Genomic DNA, 25,623 nt, shown 5'->3' on the forward strand with positions numbered 1-25,623 from the left:
CTCGGAGGAAACCACCACGTGATCACCGCTCAGGCCGTCGAGCTGCGCGTCGGCGCCCGTGTGCTGCTCGAGCCGACGACCTTCCGCATCGCCTCGGGCGACCGCATCGGTCTCGTCGGCCGCAACGGCGCCGGCAAGACGACCCTCACCCGCACGCTGTCGGGGGAGACCCAGCCGACGGGCGGCACGATCTCCCGCTCGGGCGACATCGGGTACCTCCCGCAGGACCCCAGCCACGGCGACCTCGCGCAGCTCGCGATGGACCGCGTGCTGTCGGCGCGCGGTCTCGACGAGATCGTCAGCGCGATGCGCGTGACCGAGGGCGCGATGGCCGCCGCGGACGACGACGTGCGTGAGACGGCGATGGCCCGGTACGCGCGCCTCGAGGCCCGCTTCACGGCTGCGGGCGGGTACGCCGCCGAGAGCGAGGCGCACCGCATCACGTCGAACCTCGGGCTCGACGAGCGCGTGCTCGCGCAGCCGATGGGCACGCTGTCCGGCGGTCAGCGGCGACGCGTCGAGCTCGCGCGGATCCTGTTCTCCGGCGTCGACACGCTGCTGCTCGACGAGCCGACGAACCACCTCGACGCCGACTCGATCACGTGGCTGCGCGACTACCTCAAGCAGTACTCGGGCGGCTTCGTCGTCATCTCGCACGACGTCGAGCTGCTGCGCGCGACCGTCAACAAGGTCTTCCACCTGGACGCGAACCGGTCGCAGCTCGACCAGTACAACCTCGGCTGGGACGCGTACCTCCAGCAGCGCGAGACGGACGAGAAGCGCCGCCGTCGCGAGCGTGCGAACGCCGAGAAGAAGGCGTCGGTGCTGCTCGCGCAGGCGGACAAGATGCGCGCGAAGGCCACGAAGGCCGTCGCCGCGCAGAACATGGCGCGCCGCGCCGAGCGGATGCTGTCCGGACTCGAGGAGGTGCGCGCCCAGGACAAGGTCGCGCGTCTGCGGTTCCCCGACCCGGCGCCCTGCGGTCGCACGCCCATCACGGCCGAAGGCCTGTCGAAGTCGTACGGCTCGCTCGAGGTGTTCACCGACGTGGACCTCGCGATCGACCGCGGTTCGAAGGTCGTCGTGCTCGGCCTCAACGGTGCGGGCAAGACGACGCTGCTGCGCATCCTCGGCGGCGTCGAGGCGTCCGACACGGGTGAGGTGAAGCCCGGGCACGGGCTCAAGCTCGGGTACTACGCGCAGGAGCACGAGACCCTCGACCTCGACCGCACGGTCGTCGAGAACCTGCGCACCGCGGCACCCGACCTCACCGACACGCAGGTCCGCTCGGTGCTCGGGTCCTTCCTGTTCTCGGGCGACGACGCCGACAAGCCGGCGCGCGTCCTGTCGGGCGGGGAGAAGACGCGTCTCGCGCTCGCGACGCTCGTCGTCTCGTCCGCGAACGTGCTGCTGCTCGACGAGCCGACGAACAACCTGGACCCGGCCTCGCGCGAGGAGATCCTCGCCGCGCTGCGCACCTACAAGGGCGCGGTCGTGCTGGTCTCTCACGACGAGGGCGCCGTCGCGGCGCTCGACCCCGAGCGCGTGCTGCTGCTCCCCGACGGCGCCGAGGACCTGTGGGGTCCCGACTACCTGGACCTCATCGCGCTGGCCTGACCGGCCCCTCCCGGCCGTCGGTCGCGGCGCGCGCGGACAGCTGCGCGTCGATGAGCGCGTCCTCCTCGTCCTCGGCACGGCCCCCGCGGCGGCGGGGTGCCGCTCGGACAGGGGTGCGGCCGGCCGGTGCAGCACCGCCACCGGTGCGGACAGGCCGTCGCTCGCCGTCGTCGGACGCGCCGTCGCCCGGGGGAGCCGCGCGCGCCTCGTCGTCCGTGACCTCGTCGTCGCTCGCCGCCTCGGTCAGGAGCGCCGCCTCGCGGCGGGCGACGACCACCGACCCGCCGAGGATCAGCAGCGCGAACGCCCACCACTGGAAGGCGTACGACAGGTGCGACCCCGGGTCGGTGCTCGGCGGCGGCAGCGTGCCGGGCACCTCGGCGGGTGCCGGGTCCTCGGACAGGCGCTGCGCGTAGGCGGCGTAGGGAACCGCGTCGAGCCCGCCCGCGGCGAGGACCTGGGACGACGCGACCGCCTGCACCTGCCCCGGAGGCGCCGTCCGGGTCGTCTCGCGCTCGTCGAGCCGGAGACGCGCGGTCAGCGTCACGGTGCCGGCCGGGGGAGCGGGCACGTCGACGGCGGCGCTCGCGTCCTCGCCGGTCGGCACCCAGCCGCGGTCGACGACGAGGACACCACCGGCGCCCGTCGGGTCGTCCGCGGTGCCCGCGGAGGCGTCGGACACGACGAAGGGGACGAGCACGTGGTAGGCGGGGTGACCGTCGACCGGGCGGTTGCGCAGCAGGACGGTCGCGTCGGTGTCGTACCGCCCGACGACCTCGACGGTGCGCCACTCGTCGGCCTTGCCCAGCGGGTCGTCGGTCGACTCCAGCACGTCGTCCAGCGGCACGGGGTCGGCGGCGTAGTTGGTCGTCACGACCGCGATCGCCGCGTCCCGCCACACGTGCCGGTTCCACTGCCACCGCCCCAGGAAGACGCACGCGGTCGCGAGGACGATCCCGACGCAGACGATCCCGACGGCCCGGCGAGCGGCCGCACTCACGACGGCGCCACCCGGTCCAGGTCGCCGGCGGGGACGACGTCACGCAGGAAGCCGCGCACGTCGAGGTACTGCGACAGGTGCTCGCGGTGGTCGTCGCACGCGAGCCACACCTTGCGCCGCTCGGGCGTGTGCAGCTTCGGGTTGTTCCAGAGCAGGCCCCACGCGGCGTCCGCGCGGCAGCCACGCGCGGAGCAGACGAGCTCGTCGACGGCGTCGGGCACGCCGCCCAGCAGGCTCACGTGCCGCCCCCGACCTCGTGGTGCGGGCCCGAGCCGGGCCCGATCTCGCGGTACTGCATGAACGACGCGTCGTCCGTGTCGCGCCGTTCGCGACCCGCGTTGGCGAACAGCACCGCGACGTAGGGGAGCACCACGGCCGCGATCAGCAGGATGATCGGGACCACGACCGGCAGGTGCCCCCACGTGAAGAAGGCCGCCGCGAAGCACACCATGCGGACGCCCATCTGGGCGAGGTAGCGACGCTGCCGGCGGGCCATGTCGTCGGCCAGGGACTCGGGCGCGGACGTGATGCGCTGGACGTCGTCGCCCGGCGCGTCGTGCGCTCTGGGGGTCCTGCGGCTGCTCACCACCTGATCGTAGTCCGGTCAGGGGACACCTACCGTCGGGGGCGGCCGTTGTCCGGTTCCCACAACATGGCGTGACGTTCCTGTGCCGGGCGCGACCGACGTCGTGCCGGGGACGTCGGATAGCGTCGGGTTCCGTGCCTGAGACTTCCGACAACGCCACGCCGCCCACGCGACCCGAGCACCGCCCGCGCAGCGTCCTCGTGACCGGCGCGAACCGCGGCATCGGCCGGTCCATCGCGGAGCGCTTCGTGGCGGCCGGCGACAAGGTCGCGACGATCTACCGCTCGGGCGACCTGCCCGACGGCGTGCTGGGTGCCGTGGCCGACGTGCGCGACACCGCCGCGGTCGACGCGGCGTTCACCGAGATCGAGGCCGCGCACGGCCCGGTCGAGGTCGTCGTCGCGAACGCGGGCGTCACGCGCGACCAGCTGCTGCTGCGCATGACCGACGAGGAGTTCACGGACGTCCTCGACGTCAACCTCACCGGCGCGTTCCGCGTCGTGCGGCGCGCGTCCAAGGGCATGATCCGGCTGCGTCGCGGCCGCATCGTGCTCATCTCCTCCGTCGTGGGCCTCTACGGCGGACCCGGCCAGGTGAACTACTCCGCGTCGAAGTCGGCGCTCGTCGGCATGGCGCGGTCCATCACGCGCGAGCTCGGCGGCCGCGGCATCACCGCGAACGTCGTCGCGCCCGGCTTCATCGACACCGACATGACGCGCGCGCTGCCCGAGGACCGCCAGAAGGCCTACCTCGCGTCGATCCCCGCCGGGCGCTTCGCGCAGCCCGAGGAGGTCGCCGCGGCCGTCGAGTTCGTCGCCTCCGACGCCGCCGGCTACATCTCCGGAGCCGTGATCCCCGTCGACGGCGGCCTCGGCATGGGTCACTGACCCCTCCCTCGACCTTCCCCCACGCACCGCAACAGGACGGAACTCCCATGGGTCTGCTCGACGGCAAGAAGCTCCTCATCACCGGCGTCCTCACCGACGGCTCGATCGCGTTCCACGTCGCGCGCCTCGCGCAGGAGCAGGGCGCGCAGGTCGTGCTCACCTCCTTCGGCCGGCAGTTCCGGCTGACCCAAGCCATCGCCCGGCGCCTGCCCGTCGAGGCGCAGGTCCTGCAGCTCGACGCGACGTCGCAGGAGGACCTCGACGCGCTCGCGGACCGCGTGCGCGAGGCCGGGCTCGACAGCCTCGACGGCGTCGTGCACTCCATCGGCTTCGCGCCGCAGTCCGTCATGGGCGGCAACTTCCTCGCGGGAGAGTGGGACGACGTCGCGACCGCGCTGCACGTCAGCGCCTACTCGCTGAAGTCGCTCGCGGTCGCCGCGCAGCCCCTGCTGGCCCGTGGCTCGGCCGTCGTCGGCCTCACGTTCGACGCGCGCTACGCGTGGCCGGTCTACGACTGGATGGGCGTCGCCAAGGCCGCGTTCGAGTCGACCGCCCGCTACCTCGCGCGCGACCTCGGCCCGCACGGCGTGCGCGTCAACCTCGTGTCGGCCGGCCCGATCCGCACCACGGCCGCGAAGTCGATCCCGGGCTTCGAGGCGATGGAGGGCGGCTGGCCCGACCGTGCGCCGCTCGGCTGGGACGTCTCCGACCCGGAGCCCACGGCCCGCGCCGTCGCCGCGCTCCTGTCCGACTGGTTCCCGGCGACGACCGGGGAGATCGTGCACGTCGACGGCGGCGTGCACGCGATGGGCCTGTGATGGGACGCTGAGCCGGTGACGTCCGACTCCACCCACCGACTGCTCCTGCTCCGGCACGCCAAGGCCGAGCACCCCGAAGGTCTTCCCGACCACCAGCGGCCGCTGTCGCTCGTGGGTCGCAAGCAGTCCGGCCAGGTCGGTGCCCAGCTCGCCGAGGCGGGGCTCGTCCCGGACCTCGTGCTGTGCTCGACGAGCCTGCGCACCCGGCAGACGTGGGAGCTGGTGCGCGGCACGCTCGGCGCCGACCCGGCGCTCGAGCTGCGCGACGAGGTGTACGACGCGGGTGTCTCGACCCTGCTCGACGTCCTGCGCGGCGTGGCCGACGACGTGGCGACCGTGCTCGTCGTCGGGCACGAGCCGACGATGAGCCGTGCCGCCGCCGCGCTCGCGGGTCCCGACTCCGACGTCGCGGCGCTGTCGCGCGTGCAGGTCGGCGTGCCGACCGCGAGCTGGTCGGTGCTCGGGTTCACCGGGCCGTGGTCGGGCCTGGGCCCGGCGGGCGCGACGCTCGAGCGCCTCGGCCTGCCAGGCTGACCGTCCGGCTGCCGCCGACCGCCGGCGCGCTGGCGTCCGGCGGACCGTCGTCAGGTGTACAGGCCGCGGAGCACCGCGCTGCGCGTGCTGTCCGTCGCGAGCGCCGTGCTCTGCGTGACCAGGTCGATCCCGCCGACCGGGCGTCGCCGTCCCAGCGACCGCACCGCGGGATCGACCACCGCGGCGAGCAGGGCGTCCGCGACACCCTCCGCGTCGACCACCTCGAACGGCCGGGCGTGGAACGGCACCGTCTCCTCGGGGACCGGCGCCGTCAGCGCGAGCGCGTTGTGCTCGCGCAGCAGCCCGACGAGCACCTGGCCCAGCGCGCGCTGGCGCGGCTCCCAGTCCGCGGCCGCCAGCGCGGCGTCGAGGGGGCCGAGCAGGTCGCGCGACGACGGCAGCCGTCGGAACGCCGTGCCGAGCCACTTGTCGTAGGGCGCGTACGTCCGCGCCTGGAGGAACGCGAGCAGCATCGCGGTCCGGCAGACGCGCGCCGTCACCAGTCGTGAGCCGAGGTCGTCGCCCGCCGTGCCGGCGCGGGGGGCCAGGTGGGAGTCCTCGGCGATCGCCCACCACGCCGACGCCTGCTGGTAGAGCCAGACGTCGTGCGGGTATGACGCGAGGTCCAGGCGCACCCGCTCCAGGCCCAGGTCGTCGTGGAGCACGACGCCGGCGGTGAGCGACAGCAGGCGCTGCTGCGGGACGACGAGCCAGTCGGCGACCGTCAGGGGCGGGCGGACGTCGCCGAGCACGCGCTCCAGCAGGGCGTCGAGCGTGAGGACCTCGACCCGGTGCTCGACCGGGCTGCCCGGGCCGCCCACCCCCGGACCACGCGTGCCGTCGTCGGCCGGGGGCGCCGCGCGCGTCGTCCAGCCCCCGACCTCCGCCGGCAGGCGCAGCCGTAGCTCCTCGTGCAGCGCGGCGGCGTGCGCCGCGTGGTCGTCGGGGGAGAGCAGCACCTGGAGGCGCGGACCCCAGTCGTGGTCCGTCGACGTCACGTCGTCGAAGCCCAGCACGTCCGACCCCGGGCCGACGAGCGCCGCCGTGTGCGCCAGCCCGCGCCCCGCGAGCACAAGCGCGACGTGCGCGTACAGCAGGCGCGCGAGCTCCCGGCCCGGGACGAACGCGGGGGTCACGCGCCGACGGTGAACGGCGGGAGGTCGAGGACCGCGTCGAGACGGTCGGTGACGACGGCGTCGGCCGACGCGGCGACGAGCGGCTTGGCGTTGAACGCGATGCCGAAGCCCGCTGCGGCCAGCATGTCGAGGTCGTTGGCGCCGTCGCCGATCGCGATCGTGCGCTCCATCGGGACGCCGACCCGCACCGCGTACTCGCGCAGCGTCTGGGCCTTCACCGCACGGTCGACCACGGGCCCGGCGACGCGGCCCGTGAGGCGCCCGTCCGCGACCTCGAGCCGGTTCGCGTGCACCAGGCGGATACCCACCCGGGCCGCGAGGGGCTCGACGATCTCGAGGAACCCGCCCGACACGAGCCCGACGGGCCAGCCGCGCGCGTCGAGCTCCGCGACGAGCTCCACCGCACCGGGCGACAGCTCGACCTGGGCGAGCACGTCCTCGCACACCGACGCCGGCAGCCCGGCGAGGGTCGCGACGCGCTCGTGCAGCGACTCGGCGAAGTCGATCTCGCCGCGCATCGCGCGCTCGGTGATCTCGGTGACCAGCTCCTCCGTGCCGGCGTGCGCCGCGAGCATCTCGACGACCTCGCCCGTGATGAACGTCGAGTCGACGTCCATGACGACGAGCCGACGCGTGTCCTCGACGGCGTCGGCGGTCGCGCCGGGCTCGATCACGGCGGCCGTTGCGGGCTCGGTGACGTCGGCGGGCACGGTGACGTCGGCGGGCTCGGTGACGTCGGCGGGCACGGCGGTGCGGGGCGCGGGGGTGCTCACGCCTCGCAGGCTAGTGCGAGGGTCCGCGGCGCTGCCGTGCGTGCCCGCCTGGTGTCCGGACGTCGTCAGTCGGAGACGACGGCGCCCTTCGGCACGACCGTGATGCCCGACTCGGTGATCGTGAAGCCGCGCGCGAGGTCGTGCTCGCGGTCGAGCCCGATCCGCGCGCGCTCGGGGACGATGACGTTCTTGTCGATGATCGCGCGGTGCACCTGCGCGTAGCGGTGCACGTGCACGTCGTCCATGAGCACCGAGTCCGTGACCTGCGCCCACGAGTGCAGCCGCACGCCGGGCGAGATGACGGACCCGGACACGGTCGCGCCGGAGACGAGCACGCCGGGGGAGACGATCGAGTCGGCCGCGTGGCCGAGGCGTCCGGCACCCGCGTGCACGAACTTGGCCGGCGGCAGGCCCGTGTACCCGGTGTAGAGCGGCCACTCGTCGTTGTAGAGGTTGAACACCGGCTCGATCGAGATGAGGTCGGTGTTCGCCTCGTAGAACGCGTCGATCGTCCCGACGTCCCGCCAGTAGTCGCGGTCGCGCGGCGTCGAACCGGGCACGTCGTTGCGGATGAAGTCGTAGACCGCAGCCGTGCCGCGCTCGACGAAGGCCGGGACGATGTCGCCGCCCATGTCGTGCCGCGACGTCGGGTTCTCGGCGTCCTCGGTGACCGCGCGGACGAGTGCGTCGGTGTCGGCGACGTAGTTGCCCATCGACGCGAGGATCTCGAGCGGCGAGTCCGCCAGGCCGACCGGGTCGCTCGGCTTCTCGCGGAACGCCGCGATCTTCGTCGGGTCGTTCGGGTGGGTCTCGATCACGCCGAACTGGTCGGCCTCCGAGATCGGCTGCCGGATCGCCGCGACGGTCAGCTCGGCACCGGACTCCCGGTGCGCGTCGACCATCTGCGAGAAGTCCATCCGGTACACGTGGTCGGCGCCGACCACGACGACGATGTCGGGGCGCTCGTCCTCGATGATGTTGAGGCACTGGTAGATCGCGTCCGCGGACCCCAGGTACCAGTGCTTGCCGACGCGCTGCTGCGCGGGCACCGCGGCGACGTAGTTGCCCAGCAGCGGCGACATGCGCCACGTCTTCGACACGTGCCGGTCGAGGCTGTGCGACTTGTACTGCGTGAGGACGATGACGTGCAGGTAGCGCGAGTTGATGACGTTCGACAGCGCGAAGTCCACGAGCCGGTAGATGCCCCCGAACGGGACGGCGGGCTTCGCGCGGTGCGCCGTGAGCGGCATGAGTCGTTTGCCCTCTCCACCTGCGAGGACGATTGCGAGAACACGCGGCGCTGCCATGCGACGACCCTAGGCCCACGGGGCGTCCTCCGGCGAGGCGAGCGGGCCGTCTCGCGCTAGCGTGTCGCGGAGAGAGCCGGTCGCCGACCGGACCCGACGCTGGAGGTCCCGGTGCGTGTCGACCTGCTGACCCGCGAGTACCCGCCGCACGTCTACGGCGGTGCCGGGGTCCACGTCGCGGGGCTCACCCGCGTGCTGCGCGACAAGGTCGACGTGCGCGTGCACGCCTTCGACGGACCGCGCGACGAGCCGGGCGTCGAGGGGTACACCGTCCCCGCCGGCCTGGCGTCGGCCAACGCGGCGCTGCAGACGCTCGGCGTCGACCTCGAGATGGTCGACGCGGTCGGCCGGGTCGGCGACGACGGCGTCGCGAGCTCGCTCGTGCACTCGCACACCTGGTACGCGAACCTCGCGGGGCACCTCGCGTCGCTGCTGCACGGCGTCCCGCACGTCCTCACCGCGCACAGCCTCGAGCCGCTGCGCCCGTGGAAGGCCGAGCAGCTCGGCGGCGGGTACGCGATCTCCTCGTGGGCCGAGCGCACGGCGTACGAGGCGGCGGCCGCGGTGATCGCCGTGTCCGGCGGCATGCGCGAGGACATCCTGCGGTCGTACCCGGCCGTCGACCCGTCGCGCGTGCACGTCGTGCACAACGGCATCGACCTCGACGGCTGGCGTCGCCCCGCCGGCGAGGACGCCGAGCGTGCGGAGGCCACCGTGCGGGCGCTCGGCATCGACCCGACGCGCCCGGCCGTGGTGTTCGTCGGCCGCATCACGCGCCAGAAGGGCCTGCCGTACTTCCTGCGCGCCGCCGAGCGGCTGCCTGCCGACGTGCAGCTCGTGCTGTGCGCGGGCGCGCCCGACACGCCGCAGATCGCCGCCGAGGTCGAGGGCCTCGTCGCGCAGCTGCGCGAGAAGCGCTCGGGCGTCGTGTGGATCGACCGGATGCTGCCGCGCGCCGACGTGGTCGCGATCCTCGCGCACGGCACGGTGTTCGTCTGCCCGTCGGTCTACGAGCCGCTCGGCATCGTCAACCTCGAGGCCATGGCCGTGGGCCTGCCGGTCGTCGGCACCGCCACGGGCGGGATCCCCGAAGTCATCGTCGACGGCGTCACGGGCACGCTGGTCCCGATCGACCAGGTGCAGGACGGCACCGGCACGCCCGTCGACCCCGACCGGTTCGTCGGCGACCTCGCGGACGCGCTGACCGCGCTCGTCCAGGACCCCGACCGCGCCGCCGCCTGGGGCCGGGCCGCACGCACGCGCGTCGAGGACCACTTCTCGTGGGAGGCGATCGGCGAGCGCACGCTCACCGTCTACCGCGACGTCCTCGGCTGAGGCGGGTCAGGGCCCGATCGACGTCGCCGCGGCCGCCATCGCGCGGCGGGCGACGCGGTCGACCTCGCGCAGCGCCGTCGAGCGCTGGTCGGCCTGCCACAGGTTGACCGCACCACCGTCGTCCTGCGTCGCGAGCGCGACGATGCCCCGCAGCCGCGCCGCCGAGGCGAGCACCCGCACGCGCCGCCCGTCGAGGCCGTCGGGCAGCCGCCACGCCGGCAGGTCGAGGTCGCGCAGCTCGGCGATCTGCTCGGCCGCGTCGGGCCGCCACCGCGCCACGTCGAGCCGCACGAGCGCCTCGGTCGCGTCGATGAGGCCCTGCCGCAGCGCGCGCTCGGCGTCGGACAGCGAGCCCGCCGTGCCGAGCACGGCGGTGCGCCAGTCGGCGACGCCGTGCACGTCCCACGTGACGAGGTGGCCGGGCTCGAGGTCCGACCCGAACCGCTCGACGCCCGGCACGGCCGCGACGCACGCGAGCTCGCTGCGGACGAGGAGCGCCTCGCCCGCCGTCGTCGCGGCGGCGCTCACCGCCGGAGGAGCGCCTGACGCGTCGCCCGGCGCGGGCACGAGGGCCGCGACGTCGCGCTGCCCGGGACCGCACACGTCGAGCAGCAGCGACAGCGGGCCGTCGAGGTGCTCGGACCCGTCGACGGTCGCGCGGACCGTGTGCGGCTCGTCGTCGACCTGCACCGCGCGGGCCATCGCGGCGCGGTCCACCCCGTCCTGCGCGAGCCACAGCGCGAGGACCACGGAGCGGGGCAGGTCGAGCGTCGTCACGCCTCCACGGTAGGGCCGGTCCGGGTCCGTCCCGCGCACGTGACCGAGGCCACGCCGGGCGACCCGCCGGTGCGTGCCGAGGACGTTCGTCCCGTTGGTTAGGGTCGTCACCATGACCGACGTGCTCGACCTGCAGGCCGTGACGATCCGCCGGGGGACGACGACGATCCTCGACGCGGTGTCGTGGACGGTCCGGGAGGGCGAGCGCTGGGTCGTGCTCGGCCGCAACGGTGCCGGCAAGACGACGATGCTCCAGGTCGCGTCGGGCCGCATGCACCCGTCGCAGGGCACCGCCGACGTGCTCGGGTCGCGGCTCGGACGGGTCGACGTGTTCGAGCTGCGCCCGCGCGTGGGCCTGTCGAGCGCGGCGCTCGCGGACCGCATCCCGTCGGGCGAGACCGTGCGCGACGTCGTGCTGACCGCCGCGTACGGCGTCACGGGCCGCTGGCGCGAGTCGTACGAGGAGCTCGACGAGCAGCGTGCCGCGGACCTGCTGCGCGCGTTCGGCGTCGAGCGGCTCGCGGACCGGTTCTTCGGCACGCTGAGCGAGGGCGAGCGCAAGCGCGTGCAGATCGCGCGGTCGCTCATGACGGACCCGGAGCTGCTGCTGCTCGACGAGCCCGCGGCAGGGCTGGACCTGGGCGGCCGCGAGGAGCTCGTCGCGGCACTCTCGGAGCTGGCCGCGGACCCCCGCTCACCGGTCCTCGTGCTGGTCACGCACCACGTCGAGGAGATCCCGCCGGGCTTCACGCACCTCCTCCTGCTGCGCGACGGGCGCGTGCACGCCGCCGGCCCGCTCGACGAGGTGCTGACGGCCGGCAACCTGTCCGGCGCGTTCGGCCTCGATCTCGAGGTCGACCACGTCGGGGGCCGGTGGGCGGCGCGCGCGGCGCGCTGACGTCGCCGCTCGTCCGGGTGACCGGGCAGGCGTCCGCCCCACGCGCGGGCAAAGCGATCGTCTAGGATCGGTGTACAGCGCGGTCATTCGACGACCGCGCCGGGACCGGGAGGTTCGGCCGTGCCGGACTGGCTGTGGTGGCTCAGCGGGGCGCTCGCGCTCGGCATCCTCGAGATGCTCACCCTCGACCTCGTGTTCATCATGCTCGCGGGCGGTGCCCTCGGCGGGGCCCTCTCCGCCGGCCTCGGGGCACCCGTGCCCGTCCAGATCGTCGTCGCGTGCGCGACCGCGGCGCTCCTCCTGCTCGCGCTGCGCCCCTGGTTGCTGCGCCACCTGCGCGGCCGGATGCCGCTCGTCGAGACCAACGCCGCGGCGCTCGTGGGCCGCGAGGCCGTCGTCATGTCGACCGTCACGGTCGAGGGCGGCCGCGTGAAGCTCGCGGGCGAGGTGTGGAGCGCGCGGGCCGACGCCGGCACCGCGATCGCCCCCGGCACGCCCGTCCGCGTCGCCCGCATCGACGGTGCGACGGCCGTCGTCGCCCCGGCCGGGACGGGCCAGCCGCCCGTCCCCGGCGCCGCTCCCGCGCACTGACCACCCCCCGCCGCCCGGAGACCCCGGGCACCACCCGAGGAGGACCTCTTGGACGACACGTCGAACGTGGGCACGATCGCCTTCTACCTGGTCGCGGGGCTCGTCCTGCTGTTCCTCGTCGTCGCGCTGGTCCGCTCGGTGCGGATCGTGCCGCAGACCGTCGCGATCATCGTCGAGCGCCTCGGCCGCTACTCGCGCACGCTCGACGCGGGCCTGCACCTGCTGATCCCGTTCGTCGACCGGGTCCGCGCGGGCGTGGACCTGCGTGAGCAGGTCGTGTCGTTCCCGCCGCAGCCGGTGATCACCTCGGACAACCTCGTGGTGAGCATCGACACGGTCATCTACTTCCAGGTCACGGACCCGAAGTCGGCCGTCTACGAGATCGCGAACTACATCACCGGCATCGAGCAGCTCACCGTCACGACGCTCCGCAACGTCATCGGGTCGATGGACCTCGAGCAGACGCTCACGAGCCGCGACCAGATCAACGGCCAGCTGCGCGGCGTCCTCGACGAGGCGACGGGCCGCTGGGGCATCCGCGTCAACCGCGTCGAGCTCAAGGCCATCGACCCGCCCGCCTCGGTGCAGGGCTCGATGGAGCAGCAGATGCGCGCCGAGCGTGACCGTCGTGCCGCGATCCTCACCGCCGAGGGCGTCAAGCAGTCGCAGATCCTCACGGCCGAGGGCGAGAAGCAGGCTGCGATCCTCCGCGCCGAGGGTGCCGCGCAGGCCGCGATCCTCACCGCCGAGGGCGAGGCGCGCGCGATCCTCCAGGTGTTCGACGCGGTCCACCGCGGCGACGCCGATCCCAAGCTGCTCGCCTACCAGTACCTGCAGATCCTGCCGAAGATCGCGCAGAGCCCGTCGAGCAAGATGTGGTTCCTGCCGTCCGAGCTCACGGGCGCCCTGGGCCAGCTGGCGCGGGGGTTCAGCGGCGCCGTCGACACCGGCGGCCCGGCGCGGCCCGCGGGCGAGTCGCCGCTCGGCGAGGACCTGCCGCCGGTCGCGCTGACGGACCCGGCCGAGGCCCTCGCCGAGGCGCGGCGCGAGTCGGCTGCGGCGACCGCGGACGCGACGAGCGCGGGCACGCTCAGCGGTCGTCCGTTCGACCCGACGGTCGAGCTCGGCCAGCGGCCGGGCGGAGGCGCGGTGCCGCCGCCGCTGCAGAAGCCGGCCACGCCGACCGCTCCGGAGGAGCCGACGGCCTGACGACCGGGCACCACCTGGTCGCACGACCAGCACGCGACCGACCGGATCTCCCGAAGAGCCCCGTGGCACCCGCCGCGGGGCTCTTCGCCTGCGGCGAACGCGGGCACGACACGGGCCCTTTGCCGTTGTCCGGGGCAAGCCGGGAGCTCTAGCGTCGCCAGAGCGGACGACGGTGCACGAGAGCCCGACCTCCGCCCGACCAGGGAGAAGGTCCCGTGCTCGTCACGCTCCTGCGCCACCACCTGAGGCCGTACCGCTCCGCCGTCGTCGCGGTCGTCGTCCTGCAGCTGGTCCAGACGCTCGCCACGCTCTACCTGCCCAGCCTCAACGCCCGCATCATCGACGACGGCGTCGCCACGGGCGACACGACGCAGATCCTCCGGCTCGGCGGCGTCATGCTCGCCGTCAGCCTCGTCCAGGTCGTGTGCGCCGTCGCCGCCGTCTACTTCGGCGCGAAGGCCGCGATGGCCTTCGGTCGCGACGTGCGCGGCCGGCTGTTCGGCCACGTGCAGACGTTCTCCGCGCAGGAGATCGGCCACTTCGGCGCCCCCACGCTTATCACGCGGACCACGAACGACGTGCAGCAGGTCCAGATGGTCGTGCTGTTCACGTTCACGCTCATGATCGTGGCGCCGATCATGCTGGTCGGCGGTGTCGTCATGGCGCTGCAGGAGGACGTCGGCCTGTCCGGGATCCTGCTGTTCGCGGTGCCGGTGCTCGCGGCCGTGATCGCGGCGATCGTCGTGCGGATGGTGCCGCACTTCCGGTCCATGCAGAAGCGCATCGACGCGATCAACCGGGTGCTGCGCGAGCAGATCACGGGCATCCGCGTCGTGCGGGCGTTCGTGCGCGAGGAGCGCGAGTCGCGACGGTTCGCCGCCGCGAACACCGACCTGTTCGACACGTCGCTGCGCGTCGGGCGGCTCATGGCGCTCATGTTCCCGGCCGTCATGCTCGTGCTCAACGTCACGAGCGTCGGGGTCCTGTGGTTCGGCGGGCAGCGTGTCGACGCGGGGGAGATGCAGATCGGGGCGCTCACCGCGTTCCTGTCCTACATCGCCTACATCCTGGTCGCGGTCATGATGTCGACGATGATGTTCGTGATGTTCCCGCGGGCCGTGGTGTCCGCGGAGCGGATCGGCGAGGTGCTGTCGACGACGACGAGCGTCGAGCCGCCGGCGAAGCCCGTCGGGCTCCCGGTCGGGCCGACGTCGCGACCCGGGCTGGTCGAGCTGCGCGGCGTGGAGTTCCGGTACCCGGGCGCGGAGCAAGCGGTCCTGCACGGTGTCGACCTGGTCGCGGAGCCCGGCCGGACGACCGCGATCATCGGCTCGACCGGCTCCGGCAAGACGACGCTGCTCAACCTCGTGCCGCGCCTGTTCGACGCGACCGGCGGTGCCGTCCTGCTCGACGGCGTCGACGTGCGCGACCTGGACCCGGACGTGCTGTGGACGCAGATCGGGCTCGTCCCGCAGAAGCCGTACCTGTTCTCGGGCACCGTGCGCAGCAACCTCGAGTTCGGCCGGCCCGGCGCGACGGACGACGAGCTGTGGCACGCGCTCGAGGTCGCGCAGGCGCGCGGGTTCGTCGAGGAGCTCGCCGAAGGGCTCGACGCCCCGATCAGTCAGGGCGGCACGAACGTGTCGGGTGGTCAGCGACAACGGCTCGCCATCGCGCGCGCCCTCGTCCGACGTCCGCACGTGTACCTGTTCGACGACTCGTTCTCGGCCCTCGACTACGCGACCGACGCGGCCCTGCGCGCCGCGCTGGTCCCCGAGACGCGCGACGCGACCGTCCTCGTCGTCGCGCAGCGGGTCGCGACCATCCGGCACGCCGACCGCATCGTCGTGCTCGAGGAGGGCGCCGTCGTCGGCGTCGGCACCCACCACGAGCTGCTGGAGACGTCGGAGACCTACCGCGAGATCGTCTACTCGCAGGTGAGCGCGGAGGAGGCGGCGTGAGCGAGCAGGAGCGTCCCGCCCCCACCGCCGACCCGGCGGTGCCCACGGCCCGTCCCGGGCAGGCCGTCGCCGTGCCCCGCCGGCCGCCGCGCGGCGGTCCGGGCCCGATGGGCGGCATGGGCATGCCCGGCGAGAAGTCGATGGACTTCCGCGGCTCCGGCCGGCGGTTCCTCACCGAGCTGCGCCCCGAGCGCGTGCCGCTCGTCGCGGTGATCGTGCTCGGTGTCGCGTCCGTCGTGCTCGCCGTCATCGGACCCAAGCTGCTGGGCAACGCGACCAACCTCATCTTCGACGGCTGGATCGGCGGCCAGCTGCCCGCAGGCCTCACCAAGCAGCAGGCGATCGACGGCCTGCGCGCCGAGGGGCAGACGCAGTTTGCCGACATGCTTCAGGGCACCGACGTCGTGCCCGGGCAGGGCGTCGACTTCACGCAGCTGCGCAACCTGCTGCTCGTCGTCGTGGTCATCTACGTCGGGTCGTTCCTGTTCGGCTGGCTGCAGGGCCGCATCACCGCGGGCGTCGTGCAGCGGACCGTCTACCGGCTGCGCGAGCGCGTCGAGAAGAAGCTGTCCCGGCTGCCGCTGTCGTATGTCGACGGCCAGCCGCGCGGCGAGCTGCTCAGCCGCGTCACCAACGACATCGACAACGTCGCGCAGTCCTTGCAGCAGACGCTGTCGCAGCTCATCACGTCCGTGCTCACGGTCGTCGGCGTGCTCGTCATGATGTTCTGGATCTCGCCGCTGCTCGCGGTCGTCGCGCTCGTCACCGTCCCGGCGTCGGTCATGGTGGCGGGCGCCATCGCGAAGCGCTCCCGCCCGCAGTTCATCGACCAGTGGGCGTGGACGGGCAAGCTCAACGCCCACATCGAGGAGATGTTCACCGGGCACGCGCTCGTCACCGTGTTCGGCCGCCAGCACGAGGCCGCGCAGACGTTCGACGAGCGCAACGAGGCGCTGTACCAGGCGTCGTTCAAGGCGCAGTACATCTCGGGGATCATCCAGCCGGCCCTGGGCTTCCTCGCGAACCTCAACTACCTCGTCGTCGCGGTCGTCGGCGGGCTGCGGGTCGCGTCGGGGGCCATGAGCATCGGCGACGTGCAGGCGTTCATCCAGTACAGCCGCCAGTTCACGCAGCCGATCACGCAGATCGCGTCCATGGCGAATCTGCTGCAGTCCGGCGTCGCGTCGGCCGAGCGTGTCTTCCAGCTGCTCGACGCGCCCGAGCAGACGCCGGACCCCGAGCCGGCCACGACGCTCGACCGGCCCGTGCGCGGGCGCGTCACGTTCGAGCACGTCGCGTTCCGCTACGACCCCGACACGCCCCTCATCGACGACCTCTCGATCGTCGCCGAGCCCGGTGCGACCGTCGCGATCGTCGGTCCCACGGGTGCGGGCAAGACGACGCTCGTGAACCTGCTCATGCGGTTCTACGACGCCGACTCGGGCCGCATCACGCTCGACGGCGTCGACACCCGTGACCTCACGCGCGACGAGCTGCGCTCGCAGATGGGCATGGTGCTGCAGGACACCTGGCTGTTCGGCGGCACGCTCGCGGAGAACATCGCGTACGGCGTCGACTCGGCGACGCACGAGGAGATCGTCGCCGCGGCGCAGGCCACGCACGTCGACCGGTTCGTGCGGACGCTGCCCGACGGCTACGACACGAAGGTCGACGACGAGGGCGCCAACGTGTCCGCGGGGGAGAAGCAGCTGCTCACCATCGCGCGCGCGTTCCTCGCCGACCCGGCGATCCTCATCCTCGACGAGGCCACGTCGTCCGTGGACACGCGCACCGAGGTGCTCGTCCAGCAGGCCATGAACGCGCTGCGCGCCGGGCGGACGTCGTTCGTGATCGCGCACCGCCTGTCCACGATCCGCGACGCCGACACCATCCTCGTGATGGAGCACGGGTCGATCGTGGAGCAGGGCTCGCACGACGAGCTGCTCGCCTCCGACGGCGCGTACGCGCGCCTGTACGCGAGCCAGTTCGCCGCCGCGGTGACCGCCGACGAGTGACGCGGGTGCGGCGCCTCGGCCTCGGGGCGCCGCACCTGGACGCGCGTTCCGGTGGCGCTCCGAGGAAGCGCGTGCCGACGATGGACCGATGACGGACCAGACCACCCCCCAGGACCCCCGTTCGCAGCAGCCCGGTGAGGACGCGCAGTCGCCCGAGCAGATCCCGCACCCCGGGCTCACCCGCCAGATGGACCACCAGCCCGACCACGGCGAGAAGTCGTACACGGGCGCCGACCGGCTCGCGGGCAAGCGTGCGCTCATCACCGGTGCGGACTCCGGCATCGGCCGGGCCGTCGCGCTCGCGTTCGCCCGTGAGGGCGCCGACGTCGTGCTGTCCTACCTCCCGGAGGAGGAGGCGGACGCCAAGGAGACCGCGCGGCTCGTCGAGGAGGCCGGCCGTCGCGCCGTGCACGCCCCCGGCGACATCCGGGACGAGCAGACGTGCGTCGATCTCGTCGAGACGACCGTGCGCGAGCTCGGCGGGATCGACGTCCTCGTCAACAACGCCGCCTACCAGATGGCGCAGGAGGACGGCCTGCTCGGCATCACCACCGAGCAGCTCGACCGGGTCTTCAAGACCAACCTGTACGCGCTGTTCTGGATCACCAAGGCCGCCGTGCCGCACATGCAGCCCGGGTCGTCGATCATCAACACGAGCTCGATCCAGGCGCAGCAGCCGAGCCCGCCACTGCTCGACTACGCGACGTCGAAGGCCGGCATCCTCAACTTCACGCGCGGGCTCGCGCAGCAGCTCGGCGAGAAGGGCATCCGCGTCAACGCGGTCTGCCCGGGCCCGATCTGGACGCCGCTCATCCCCGCGACGATGGACCCCGAGAAGGTCGACTCGTTCGGCTCCGACACGCCGCTCGGCCGCGCCGGGCAGCCCGCGGAGCTCGCGCCGGCCTACGTGTTCCTGGCGTCGCAGGAGGCGAGCTACGTGAGCGGCGACTACATCGCGGTGACGGGGGGCAAGCCGCTCTGACGCGGGTCGGCCGCAGCGAGCGACCGGGCACGGCACGTCGGGACCTCCTGCCGCTAGACGGGGTTCGACCACGCGTGGGTCGAGCCGTCGTCGAGCACGAGGACGCCCGACGTGCCGTGCAGGTCGTGGACCCGGTCGACGGCCGCGACGCCCTGCGCGACAGCCGCCGTCGCGAAGACGTCGGCCCACAGGATCGACGGCCCGACGACGGTCGCCTGACGCACGCCCGTCGCCGCGCGGCCCGCGCGCGGGTCGGCGATGTGCGACCCGCGCGCCGCGGTCCCCGACGTGGCCACCGCACCCGTGCCGACCGGGATCGTCGCCAGCAGGCGCGTGCGGTCCGCGGGGTCCTCGACGCCCACCAGCCACGTGCTGCCCGGGTCGACGCACCGGGCGGACAGGTCGCCGCCCGCGTCGACCGCGACGTCGGACGCGACGGGTTCGAGGATGCGCGCGGCGCGCGCGACCGCCCACCCCTTGACGAGGCCCGTCGGGTCGAAGCCGTCGCGCCACCGCCACGCGTCGAACCACCCGAGCGTGCGTGCGAGCGCGGTGCGGCACAGCCGCTCGACCTCGCGCAGCTCAGGGCCCGCGTCCGGCAGCTCGAGCTCGCCGCGCCGCACGCGCGACAGCTCGGAGTCCGCCCGGAACGGGCTGAGCAGCGCGTCGAGCCGGTCGACCTCCGCGAACGCCTGCGCGACCAGCCGGGCCGTCAGCTCGTCGTGAGCGGCCTCGCCGCGCACGTGGATGCTCCACGGCATGCCCATGTGGTGCTCGACCCAGGCGCGGCGGGGCGTGGCGGCGGTCGTGGACGTCAGGTCGGGGGTCACGAGAACGCCTGGTCGATCGCGTCCTGCAGCGACTGCACGTAGCCGTCGCTCGTCACGGTCGCGCCCGAGACGAGGTCGATGCTCGCGCCCTGCGCCTGCACGACCTCCTGGTCGAGCTGCGGGATCGCGTAGGCGTTGATCTGCCGGTCGTGCCCGTTCGCGTCCGGGTACGTCACGGCGTCGGCGGACGTGATGCGGCCGTCCTGGACCACGATCTGCACCTGCACCGGACCCCAGCGCGTCTGGACCTCGGCACCGGTGAACGTCCCGGAGACGGACCCCGCGTCCGACGAGGCGTCGGAGCTGCCGCCCGCGGTGCCGGACGACCCCGTCGACGAGCCGTCGGTGGACGAGCCACCCGACGACGAGGCACCGCCGACGCCGGCCCCGGCGCCGGACTCCTGCTGGGCCGCGGGGGCGGGCGCGTCGACCGACGCGTTCCTGCTGGTGGGATAGGCGAAGAGGGCGACGAGACCGGCCACGGTCCCGACGGTGAGGGCGAGGATGCGTCGCATGGTGACCTACCAGTCGTAGCGCTCGAGGTGGAGGGCGGAGTCGGGCACGCCGGCGGCGCGCACGGCGGCGACGACGGCATCGGCCCAGGGACCGGGGCCGCACACGACGACGTCGTGCTCGTCGAGGTCCGGCACGAGCCAGCGGACCGCGTCGGGACCGGGCACGTGGCCGAGGTCCGCCGGTAGCCAGGTCGTGCCGGTGGTGCTGCGTGCGCCGGTCAGCGGGACGTAGCGCAGGCCGCGGTCGCGCACGAGCCACGCCACGTCGGCGGCCAGCGGCGTCTCCTCGACGGTGCTCGTGCGCAGGACGAGGGTGTCGGCGCCGGGTCGCCACGCGCTGTCGTGCAGGAGCGCCATGACGGGGGCCACCCCGGAGCCCGCCGCGAAGCCGGCGAGCCGGGGCCGCGTGCGCACGCGGGGTGTGAGCCGTCCGTACGGCCCCTCGACGAGGACGCGGGTGCCGGGCCGCAGCCGGGCCAGGCGTTCCCCGTCGTCGCCGCGCGTCCCGACGGTGAGCCGCAGACCGGCCGACGTGGGTACAGCCGACAGCGAGAGCGGGTGCCCGCGGGTCCACCCGGGGCCGGTGAGGAAGCGCCACACGAAGAACTGCCCGGCGGCGACCCGGAGCCCTTCGAGGTGGCGTCCGCCGACGTACACCGACACCAGGCCGGGGGCCTCCGCCACGACGCGGTCGACGCGCAGGTGGTGACGCACCGACATCCGCAGCGGCAGCCCGACGCGGAAGACGAGGACCGCGGCGACCGCGGCACCCCAGAGCGCCCACCAGAACACGGCGGCCCACGGGCGTCCGACGAAGTCCGTCCCGGTCCACAGCTGGTGGGGGACCGCGAGCCCGACACCCAGGTACGCGTACAGGTGGAGCAGGTGCCAGCTCTCGTACCGCACCCGGCGGCGCGCGGCGCGCAGCGACGACGTCACGACCGCCACCAGCAGCGCCGTCCCCGCGGTCGCGATCAGCATGCCGGGCAGCGTCGTCACCATGTCCCACGCCTCGCGGACCACGCCCGTGCCGGCGGCGAGCGCGGACGACACGACGAGCGTCGCCATGTGCACGAGCAGCAGGTGGAACGACGTGAAGCCCGTCCACCGGTGCCACCGCGCGAGCCGGTCCTGGCCGAACGCCCGCTCGGCCCACGGGATGCGCGCCATGCCGAGCACCTGCAGCAGCAGGAGGTCGCTGGCGAGCAGCCCGGACAGGCGGCCGATCGTGCCGAGCACGTCGGCCGGCGACCCGGCGAGCGCACCGACGCCGCCGCCCGTCGCCCACAGCCCGACGACCCACACGACGGTGGCCCACGTCAGCGCGGTGACCGCGTCGGGCCACCAGCGGGCGGCGCGCGGCGGACGCAGGCGCACGGGGAGCGGCGGTGGTGCCGCGGCCGGGGGCTGCTCGACTGTCGTGGTGCTCACAGGACAGACGCTCGTGCCCGTTCCTGGGAGAACCCCGTGAGGAGCGCGGGAGGCGCCCATGAATGGGCCGAGCGGGTGGCCACGTGCCGCGGGGGACCTCCGGCCCGCGGTCGGCGTCACCGGCGGGACGTAACCTGCCCGCATGACCCCCTCCCACCCGCGGCTCCGGCGCGACCGCTTCACCGTCGCGCTGTACGGCTGCTTCGTCGTGTGGGGGTGGCTGCTCTACTCGTTCAACCCGAGCGTGCCGCTGCTCGCGGACGACCTCGACCTCACCGGGGCGCAGGCCGGTCTGCACGGCACCGCGATGGCGGCGGGCGCGATCCTCACGGCGTTCCTCACGCCGCGCTCGGTCCGTGCTCGCGGGCGCCGGTGGACGCTGCTCGCGTCGTGCGCGGTCGTGGTCGTGGGGATCGCCGTGCTGCTGACCGCGGGATCGCTCGCGACGAGCCTGCTCGGGATGTTCGTGCTCGCGATCGGCGGCAACCTCGCGATCAGCTCGGCCCAGCCGGGGCTCGCGCAGCACCACGGCCCTGCCGCCTCCGCGGCCGTCACCGAGGCCAACGGCGTCGGGTCGGGCGTGGGCCTGGTCGGGCCGCTCGCCGTGGGTGCGTGCGTCGCCGCCGGGTTCGGCTGGCGGCCCGCCGTCGCGGTCACCGCGGCGCTCGCCGTCGTCACCGCCGTGCTCGTGTCGCGGCAGCCCGTCGGGGGAGCGATGACGCCCGCGGAGCGGGCCGCGCTCGCGGACGGGACGCCCGTGCCGGACGTGCCGACCGTCGACGTCACCGACAGACCGCGCCGCGCGGGTGCGCCGACGTGGTGGTTCCTCGCGGCCATCGTCGCGGCGATCGCCCTCGAGAACGCGACGACGTACTGGGCGACCGACCTCGTGCGTGAGCAGACCGGTGCGGGCGCGGGCATCGCGGCCGCGACCACGGCGGGGCTCGTCGCCGGCATGACGGCCGTGCGGTTCGTCGTCGCGCCGCTGTCGCTGCGGGTGCGGCCCGCGATGCTGCTGGTCGTCGCGTTCGGTGTGGCGATCGTCGGGTGGGCGATCCTCTGGACCGCGACCGTGCCCGGCGTCGCGCTCGCGGGGCTCGTCGTCGCCGGGTTCGGCTACGGCGCGCAGTACCCGCTGTCGATCTCCCTGCTGCTCGCCGCGGCGCCCGGGCAGGGTGACCGGGCGCAGGCGCGCGCGACGCTCGCGGGCGGGATCGCGATCGGCGTCGCGCCGTTCGCGCTGGGGGCGCTGGCCGACGTCGTGGGTGCGCACACCGCGTTCCTCGTCGTGCCCGTGATCGCGGTCGTCGGGGCCGTCGCGTCGTGGGTCGGCGGGTCCGCGCTGCGGCGTGAGGCGTCCGCGGGTGTGTCGGCGGACGTGCGGGCCGCCGGGGTTCGATAACGTTATCGAACCGGGTGGGCTCCGACCCGGTCGACGACGACCACGAGGACACGCGCAACCCCATGACCCAGCTCTCGCACGCCCCCGTCACCGCGACCACCACGACCGCCGCCGGGGGCGCCGACCCCACGCTGACGCACCGGACCGCCGACGTCCGCCTGCTGCTGCGAGGTCCGGACGGTGCGCCCCTGACCAGCACCGACGTCGTCGTCGAGCAGACCCGGCACGCCTTCGGCTTCGGCTGCATCGGCTTCGACCTGATCGGCCTCGCGAACGGCGCGACCACCGACGCGCCGTCCGCGTTCGGCGGCGCGAGCGCCGAGTCCGCGCCCGCGCTCGCCGACCTCTGGTTCGACGTCTTCAACACCGTGACGCTGCCGTTCTACTGGGGCCAGTTCGAGCGCGAGCGCGGCCGTCCGGACACCGAGCGCCTGCTGCGCGCCGCCCGCTGGTTCGCCGAGCGCGGCGCGCACGTCAAGGGCCACCCGCTCGCGTGGCACACCGTGGCGCCGTCGTGGCTGCGCGACCTGCCCGTGGACGAGGTCGAGGCGGCTGTGCGGGACCGCATCACGCGCGACGTCACCGCGTTCGCGGGCGTCGTCGACACGTGGGACGCCATCAACGAGGTCGTCATCATGCCCGTCTTCGACAAGGAGCCGAACGGGCTCACGCGCCTCGCCTGGGACCGCGGGCGCATCCCGACGATCCGGCTCGCGTTCGAGACCGCGCGCGCCGCCAACCCGGGCGCGACGCTCCTGCTCAACGACTTCGACATGTCCACCGCGTACGAGTGCCTCGTCGAGGGCGTGCTCGAGGCCGGCATCCAGGTCGACGCGCTCGGCCTGCAGAGCCACATGCACCAGGGCTACTGGGGCGAGGAGAAGACGCTGCGCATCCTCGACCGCTTCGCACGGTTCGGGCTGCCGCTGCACCTCACCGAGACGACGCTCGTGTCGGGCGAGCTCATGCCCGCGCACATCGACGACCTCAACGACCACCAGGTCGACTCGTGGCCGTCGACGCCCGAGGGCGAGGCGCGGCAGGCCGACGAGCTCGAGCGGCACTACCGCACCCTCCTGTCGCACCCCGCGGTCGCGTCCACGACCTACTGGGGGATCGCCGACGAGGGCGCGTGGCTCGGTGCGCCCGCCGGGCTCGTGCGCCGCGACGGGACGCCCAAGCCCGCCTACGACGCGCTGCGGCGGCTCGTGCGCGACGAGTGGTGGCTCGCGCCGACGACGCTGCGCACCGACGACGACGGGACGGTGCCGGTGCGCGGGTTCCTCGGCGACTACGCCGTGACCGTCGGCGACCGCACGGTGCCGTTCACGCTCGACGGCGGTGCCGTCGGGCCGGTCGAGGTGCGTCTGCCGGCCTGACCGCGGCCCGTGCCGGGGCGTGGTCCGCGGCTGGGAGGATGGGCGCGTGCCACGCCCGGACCTGCAGCCCGTCACCGACCCGTCCGACCCGCGGCTCGCCGACTACGTCTCCCTGACGGACGTCGCGCTGCGCTCCCGGCACGAGCCCGAGAAGGGCCTCTACATCGCGGAGTCGTCCACCGTGCTGGGCCGCGCGCTGCGGGCCGGGCACCGGCCGCGGTCCGTGCTGCTCGCGCCGCGCTGGGTGCCGGACCTCGAGCGCATGCTCGCCGACCTGCCCGACGACGGCACGACCGTGCCGGTCTACGTCGCGGACGAGCCCGTGCTCGAGGCCATCACGGGCTTCCACGTGCACCGCGGTGCGCTCGCGGCGATGCACCGCCCGCCGCTCACGCCCGTCGCCGACGTGCTCGCCGGGGCACGTGACGGTGCCGGGGCGCGCCGCGTCGCGGTGCTCGAGGACGTCGTCGACCACACCAACGTCGGCGCCGCCTTCCGATCCGCCGCCGCGCTCGGCGTCGACGCCGTGCTGGTCACGCCGCGCTGCGCCGACCCGCTCTACCGGCGGTCCGTGCGCGTGTCGATGGGCACCGTCTTCCAGGTGCCGTGGACGCGCATCGACCCGTGGCCCGACGGCATCGACGAGCTGCGTGCGCACGGGTTCGTCACCGCGTCCCTCGCGCTGTCCGACGACGCGCTCACGCTCGACGAGCTCGTCGCCGACCCGCCCGAGCGGCTCGCGCTCGTCCTCGGCGCCGAGGGGCACGGCCTCAAGCCCGCGACCGTCGCCGCGTCCGACCTCGTCGTGCGCATCCCCATGGCCGGTGGCGTCGACTCGCTCAACGTCGCCGCCGCCGCGGCCGTCGCGTTCTGGGCGACGCGCGCCTGAGCCCCTCGTCGGGCGACCGGTGAGGAGCCGTCCCGTGTGACGAGACGCACACGCCGCCGCTCGGGCGAATCGAGGTGCGCGATGTCGGTGGCGTGCGGCAGGCTCGGAGGCTGACGCCGGCGTCTGCGGTCCTCGCCGTGCTCGCGTGCGCCGCAGGAGCACGGGTGCGACGAGGACGGAGGTACGACGTGGCCGCATGGGGCCCTGGGGCGTTCGACGCCCACCCCGCCCTCGACTTCCTCGAGCGCCTCACCTTCCAGCACGCCGAGGTCGACGCGACCCTCGACGTCGTGCCCGGCTCGGTCGACGTCGACGCGGTCGCCGAGCGGCTGCGTCACGAGCTGCGCTCCGCCGCCGACGGCTTCCGCTTCGCGTGCTACGCCTTCCCGCAGTCCACCTACGCCACCGCCGGTCTCGTCGCCGCGGTGCTCACGGGCGCCCACCGCAAGCCCACGTCGCGACGACGCCGCGGGGGGCGCGACCGGCTCGGGCTCGGCGCGCACGGCGGGCACACCGTCCTGCTCACCGAGCAGCACGCGCTCGACCTCCAGCCCGACGCGCGCGCCGCCGCCCGCGTCCTCGCGTCGCCCGAGGCCTGGGCCGACGAGCCCGACGCGACCGTGCACCTGCTCGCCGCGACGCGCCAGCTCGAGTCGCTGCTCGGCCGGACCTACGCGCCCTCGCCCGCACCGCTGCGCGTGCCGGGGCAGGCCGTCTGGGGGCGGGCCCTCCCGTACCGCCGCTGACGCGC

25 protein-coding genes are annotated in these 25,623 nt (G+C 74.1%); 15 read left to right on the forward strand and 10 right to left on the reverse strand.

Annotated features, from left to right (window positions below):
* Positions 1-18 precede the first annotated feature (18 nt).
* Positions 19-1,617, forward strand: a complete 1,599-nt coding sequence (gene abc-f / locus GXP71_RS05345; protein WP_162351813.1) for a ribosomal protection-like ABC-F family protein — start codon at positions 19-21, stop codon at positions 1,615-1,617.
* On the opposite strand, the gene GXP71_RS05350 is transcribed toward abc-f, so the two are convergent.
* The 3 genes from GXP71_RS05350 to GXP71_RS05360 are packed head-to-tail and all read right to left on the reverse strand — an operon-like array spanning position 1,601 to position 3,203.
* Positions 1,601-2,617: an SURF1 family protein gene (locus GXP71_RS05350; RefSeq protein WP_162351814.1), complete on the reverse strand. Its 1,017-nt coding sequence runs from the start codon at positions 2,615-2,617 to the stop codon at positions 1,601-1,603. The genes abc-f and GXP71_RS05350 overlap by 17 nt on opposite strands.
* Positions 2,614-2,856: a hypothetical protein gene (locus tag GXP71_RS05355; protein WP_162351815.1), complete on the reverse strand. Its 243-nt coding sequence runs from the start codon at positions 2,854-2,856 to the stop codon at positions 2,614-2,616. Before GXP71_RS05355 ends, GXP71_RS05350 begins: the two co-directional genes overlap by 4 nt.
* Positions 2,853-3,203, reverse strand: coding sequence for a DUF3099 domain-containing protein (locus GXP71_RS05360; protein WP_238402635.1), 351 nt, complete (start codon positions 3,201-3,203; stop codon positions 2,853-2,855). Before GXP71_RS05360 ends, GXP71_RS05355 begins: the two co-directional genes overlap by 4 nt.
* A 134-nt stretch (positions 3,204-3,337) precedes the next feature.
* On the opposite strand from GXP71_RS05360, the gene GXP71_RS05365 reads away from it, so the two are divergent.
* From GXP71_RS05365 to GXP71_RS05375, 3 genes are read left to right on the forward strand one after another with little or no spacing between them, the layout of a single operon-like run.
* Positions 3,338-4,090, forward strand: coding sequence for a beta-ketoacyl-ACP reductase (locus GXP71_RS05365; RefSeq protein WP_162351816.1), 753 nt, complete (start codon positions 3,338-3,340; stop codon positions 4,088-4,090).
* A gap of 47 nt (positions 4,091-4,137) precedes the next feature.
* Positions 4,138-4,908, forward strand: coding sequence for an enoyl-ACP reductase FabI (fabI, locus tag GXP71_RS05370; RefSeq protein ID WP_162351817.1), 771 nt, complete (start codon positions 4,138-4,140; stop codon positions 4,906-4,908).
* Between the two features lie 15 nt (positions 4,909-4,923).
* Positions 4,924-5,442, forward strand: a complete 519-nt coding sequence (locus tag GXP71_RS05375; protein WP_162351818.1) for a histidine phosphatase family protein — start codon at positions 4,924-4,926, stop codon at positions 5,440-5,442.
* Between the two features lie 50 nt (positions 5,443-5,492).
* On the opposite strand, the gene GXP71_RS05380 is transcribed toward GXP71_RS05375, so the two are convergent.
* The 3 genes from GXP71_RS05380 to glgC all read right to left on the reverse strand — a co-directional run bounded on the left by GXP71_RS05380 (position 5,493) and on the right by glgC (position 8,658).
* The gene (locus GXP71_RS05380; RefSeq protein ID WP_162351819.1) at positions 5,493-6,578 is read right to left on the reverse strand and encodes a DUF4037 domain-containing protein; all 1,086 of its coding nucleotides are present in this window, start codon (positions 6,576-6,578) and stop codon (positions 5,493-5,495) included.
* Positions 6,575-7,195, reverse strand: coding sequence for a phosphoserine phosphatase SerB (gene serB, locus GXP71_RS05385; protein ID WP_238402724.1), 621 nt, complete (start codon positions 7,193-7,195; stop codon positions 6,575-6,577). Before serB ends, GXP71_RS05380 begins: the two co-directional genes overlap by 4 nt.
* Positions 7,196-7,416: 221 nt before the next feature.
* On the reverse strand, positions 7,417-8,658 hold the full coding sequence (gene glgC, locus GXP71_RS05390; protein WP_162351820.1) for a glucose-1-phosphate adenylyltransferase: 1,242 nt from the start codon (positions 8,656-8,658) through the stop codon (positions 7,417-7,419).
* 111 nt (positions 8,659-8,769) lie between these two features.
* Between glgC and glgA the strand changes: the two genes are divergently transcribed.
* Positions 8,770-9,993 carry a glycogen synthase gene (gene glgA, locus GXP71_RS05395; RefSeq protein ID WP_162351821.1) on the forward strand — a complete coding sequence of 408 codons (1,224 nt, stop codon included), beginning with the start codon at positions 8,770-8,772 and terminating at the stop codon, positions 9,991-9,993.
* 6 nt (positions 9,994-9,999) lie between these two features.
* Here the strand turns inward: glgA and GXP71_RS05400 are convergent, their stop codons facing one another.
* Positions 10,000-10,770: a hypothetical protein gene (locus tag GXP71_RS05400; protein WP_162351822.1), complete on the reverse strand. Its 771-nt coding sequence runs from the start codon at positions 10,768-10,770 to the stop codon at positions 10,000-10,002.
* A 112-nt stretch (positions 10,771-10,882) separates the two neighbouring features.
* Between GXP71_RS05400 and GXP71_RS05405 the strand changes: the two genes are divergently transcribed.
* From GXP71_RS05405 to GXP71_RS05430, 6 genes are all read left to right on the forward strand, one after another.
* The gene (locus GXP71_RS05405) at positions 10,883-11,668 is read left to right on the forward strand and encodes an ABC transporter ATP-binding protein (RefSeq protein ID WP_162351823.1); all 786 of its coding nucleotides are present in this window, start codon (positions 10,883-10,885) and stop codon (positions 11,666-11,668) included.
* 120 nt (positions 11,669-11,788) lie between these two features.
* Positions 11,789-12,259, forward strand: a complete 471-nt coding sequence (locus GXP71_RS05410; RefSeq protein WP_238402636.1) for an NfeD family protein — start codon at positions 11,789-11,791, stop codon at positions 12,257-12,259.
* Between the two features lie 48 nt (positions 12,260-12,307).
* The gene (locus GXP71_RS05415) at positions 12,308-13,468 is read left to right on the forward strand and encodes an SPFH domain-containing protein (RefSeq protein ID WP_162351824.1); all 1,161 of its coding nucleotides are present in this window, start codon (positions 12,308-12,310) and stop codon (positions 13,466-13,468) included.
* A gap of 215 nt (positions 13,469-13,683) precedes the next feature.
* Positions 13,684-15,429 (forward strand): ABC transporter ATP-binding protein, encoded by a 1,746-nt coding sequence (locus GXP71_RS05420; protein ID WP_162351825.1) that lies wholly within the window; start codon positions 13,684-13,686, stop codon positions 15,427-15,429.
* On the forward strand, positions 15,426-17,444 hold the full coding sequence (locus GXP71_RS05425) for an ABC transporter ATP-binding protein (protein ID WP_162351826.1): 2,019 nt from the start codon (positions 15,426-15,428) through the stop codon (positions 17,442-17,444). The genes GXP71_RS05420 and GXP71_RS05425 overlap by 4 nt, the downstream gene beginning before the upstream one ends.
* A gap of 88 nt (positions 17,445-17,532) precedes the next feature.
* Positions 17,533-18,426, forward strand: a complete 894-nt coding sequence (locus tag GXP71_RS05430) for an SDR family oxidoreductase (protein WP_162351827.1) — start codon at positions 17,533-17,535, stop codon at positions 18,424-18,426.
* 53 nt (positions 18,427-18,479) lie between these two features.
* Here the strand turns inward: GXP71_RS05430 and GXP71_RS05435 are convergent, their stop codons facing one another.
* The 3 genes from GXP71_RS05435 to GXP71_RS05445 are packed head-to-tail and all read right to left on the reverse strand — an operon-like array spanning position 18,480 to position 21,202.
* Complete coding sequence (locus GXP71_RS05435; RefSeq protein ID WP_162351828.1) at positions 18,480-19,256, reverse strand: FAD:protein FMN transferase; 777 nt, start codon at positions 19,254-19,256, stop codon at positions 18,480-18,482.
* On the reverse strand, positions 19,253-19,771 hold the full coding sequence (locus tag GXP71_RS05440; RefSeq protein ID WP_162351829.1) for an FMN-binding protein: 519 nt from the start codon (positions 19,769-19,771) through the stop codon (positions 19,253-19,255). The genes GXP71_RS05435 and GXP71_RS05440 overlap by 4 nt, the downstream gene beginning before the upstream one ends.
* A gap of 6 nt (positions 19,772-19,777) precedes the next feature.
* Positions 19,778-21,202 carry a ferric reductase-like transmembrane domain-containing protein gene (locus GXP71_RS05445; protein ID WP_238402637.1) on the reverse strand — a complete coding sequence of 475 codons (1,425 nt, stop codon included), beginning with the start codon at positions 21,200-21,202 and terminating at the stop codon, positions 19,778-19,780.
* A gap of 142 nt (positions 21,203-21,344) precedes the next feature.
* Between GXP71_RS05445 and GXP71_RS05450 the strand changes: the two genes are divergently transcribed.
* The 4 genes from GXP71_RS05450 to GXP71_RS05465 all read left to right on the forward strand — a co-directional run bounded on the left by GXP71_RS05450 (position 21,345) and on the right by GXP71_RS05465 (position 25,618).
* Positions 21,345-22,604 carry a sugar MFS transporter gene (locus GXP71_RS05450; RefSeq protein WP_162351831.1) on the forward strand — a complete coding sequence of 420 codons (1,260 nt, stop codon included), beginning with the start codon at positions 21,345-21,347 and terminating at the stop codon, positions 22,602-22,604.
* A gap of 62 nt (positions 22,605-22,666) precedes the next feature.
* Positions 22,667-23,983 (forward strand): endo-1,4-beta-xylanase, encoded by a 1,317-nt coding sequence (locus tag GXP71_RS05455; RefSeq protein ID WP_162354209.1) that lies wholly within the window; start codon positions 22,667-22,669, stop codon positions 23,981-23,983.
* A 46-nt stretch (positions 23,984-24,029) separates the two neighbouring features.
* Positions 24,030-24,872, forward strand: coding sequence for an RNA methyltransferase (locus GXP71_RS05460; RefSeq protein WP_162351832.1), 843 nt, complete (start codon positions 24,030-24,032; stop codon positions 24,870-24,872).
* Between the two features lie 188 nt (positions 24,873-25,060).
* On the forward strand, positions 25,061-25,618 hold the full coding sequence (locus tag GXP71_RS05465) for a hypothetical protein (RefSeq protein ID WP_162351833.1): 558 nt from the start codon (positions 25,061-25,063) through the stop codon (positions 25,616-25,618).
* The last annotated feature ends 5 nt before the right edge of the window (positions 25,619-25,623 follow it).

The organism is Cellulomonas sp. H30R-01, assembly GCF_010119915.1.
Lineage (GTDB): Bacteria > Actinomycetota > Actinomycetes > Actinomycetales > Cellulomonadaceae > Cellulomonas > Cellulomonas algicola.

Coding starts and splice junctions, on each gene's coding strand:
- fabI (WP_162351817.1), top strand. CDS start 4,138: ATGGGTCTGCTCGACGGCAAGAAGCTCCTCATCACCGGCGTCCTCACC.
- serB (WP_238402724.1), bottom strand. CDS start 7,195: ATGGACGTCGACTCGACGTTCATCACGGGCGAGGTCGTCGAGATGCTC.
- glgC (WP_162351820.1), bottom strand. CDS start 8,658: ATGGCAGCGCCGCGTGTTCTCGCAATCGTCCTCGCAGGTGGAGAGGGC.
- GXP71_RS05405 (WP_162351823.1), top strand. CDS start 10,883: ATGACCGACGTGCTCGACCTGCAGGCCGTGACGATCCGCCGGGGGACG.
- GXP71_RS05430 (WP_162351827.1), top strand. CDS start 17,533: ATGACGGACCAGACCACCCCCCAGGACCCCCGTTCGCAGCAGCCCGGT.
- GXP71_RS05440 (WP_162351829.1), bottom strand. CDS start 19,771: ATGCGACGCATCCTCGCCCTCACCGTCGGGACCGTGGCCGGTCTCGTC.
- GXP71_RS05450 (WP_162351831.1), top strand. CDS start 21,345: ATGACCCCCTCCCACCCGCGGCTCCGGCGCGACCGCTTCACCGTCGCG.
- GXP71_RS05455 (WP_162354209.1), top strand. CDS start 22,667: ATGACCCAGCTCTCGCACGCCCCCGTCACCGCGACCACCACGACCGCC.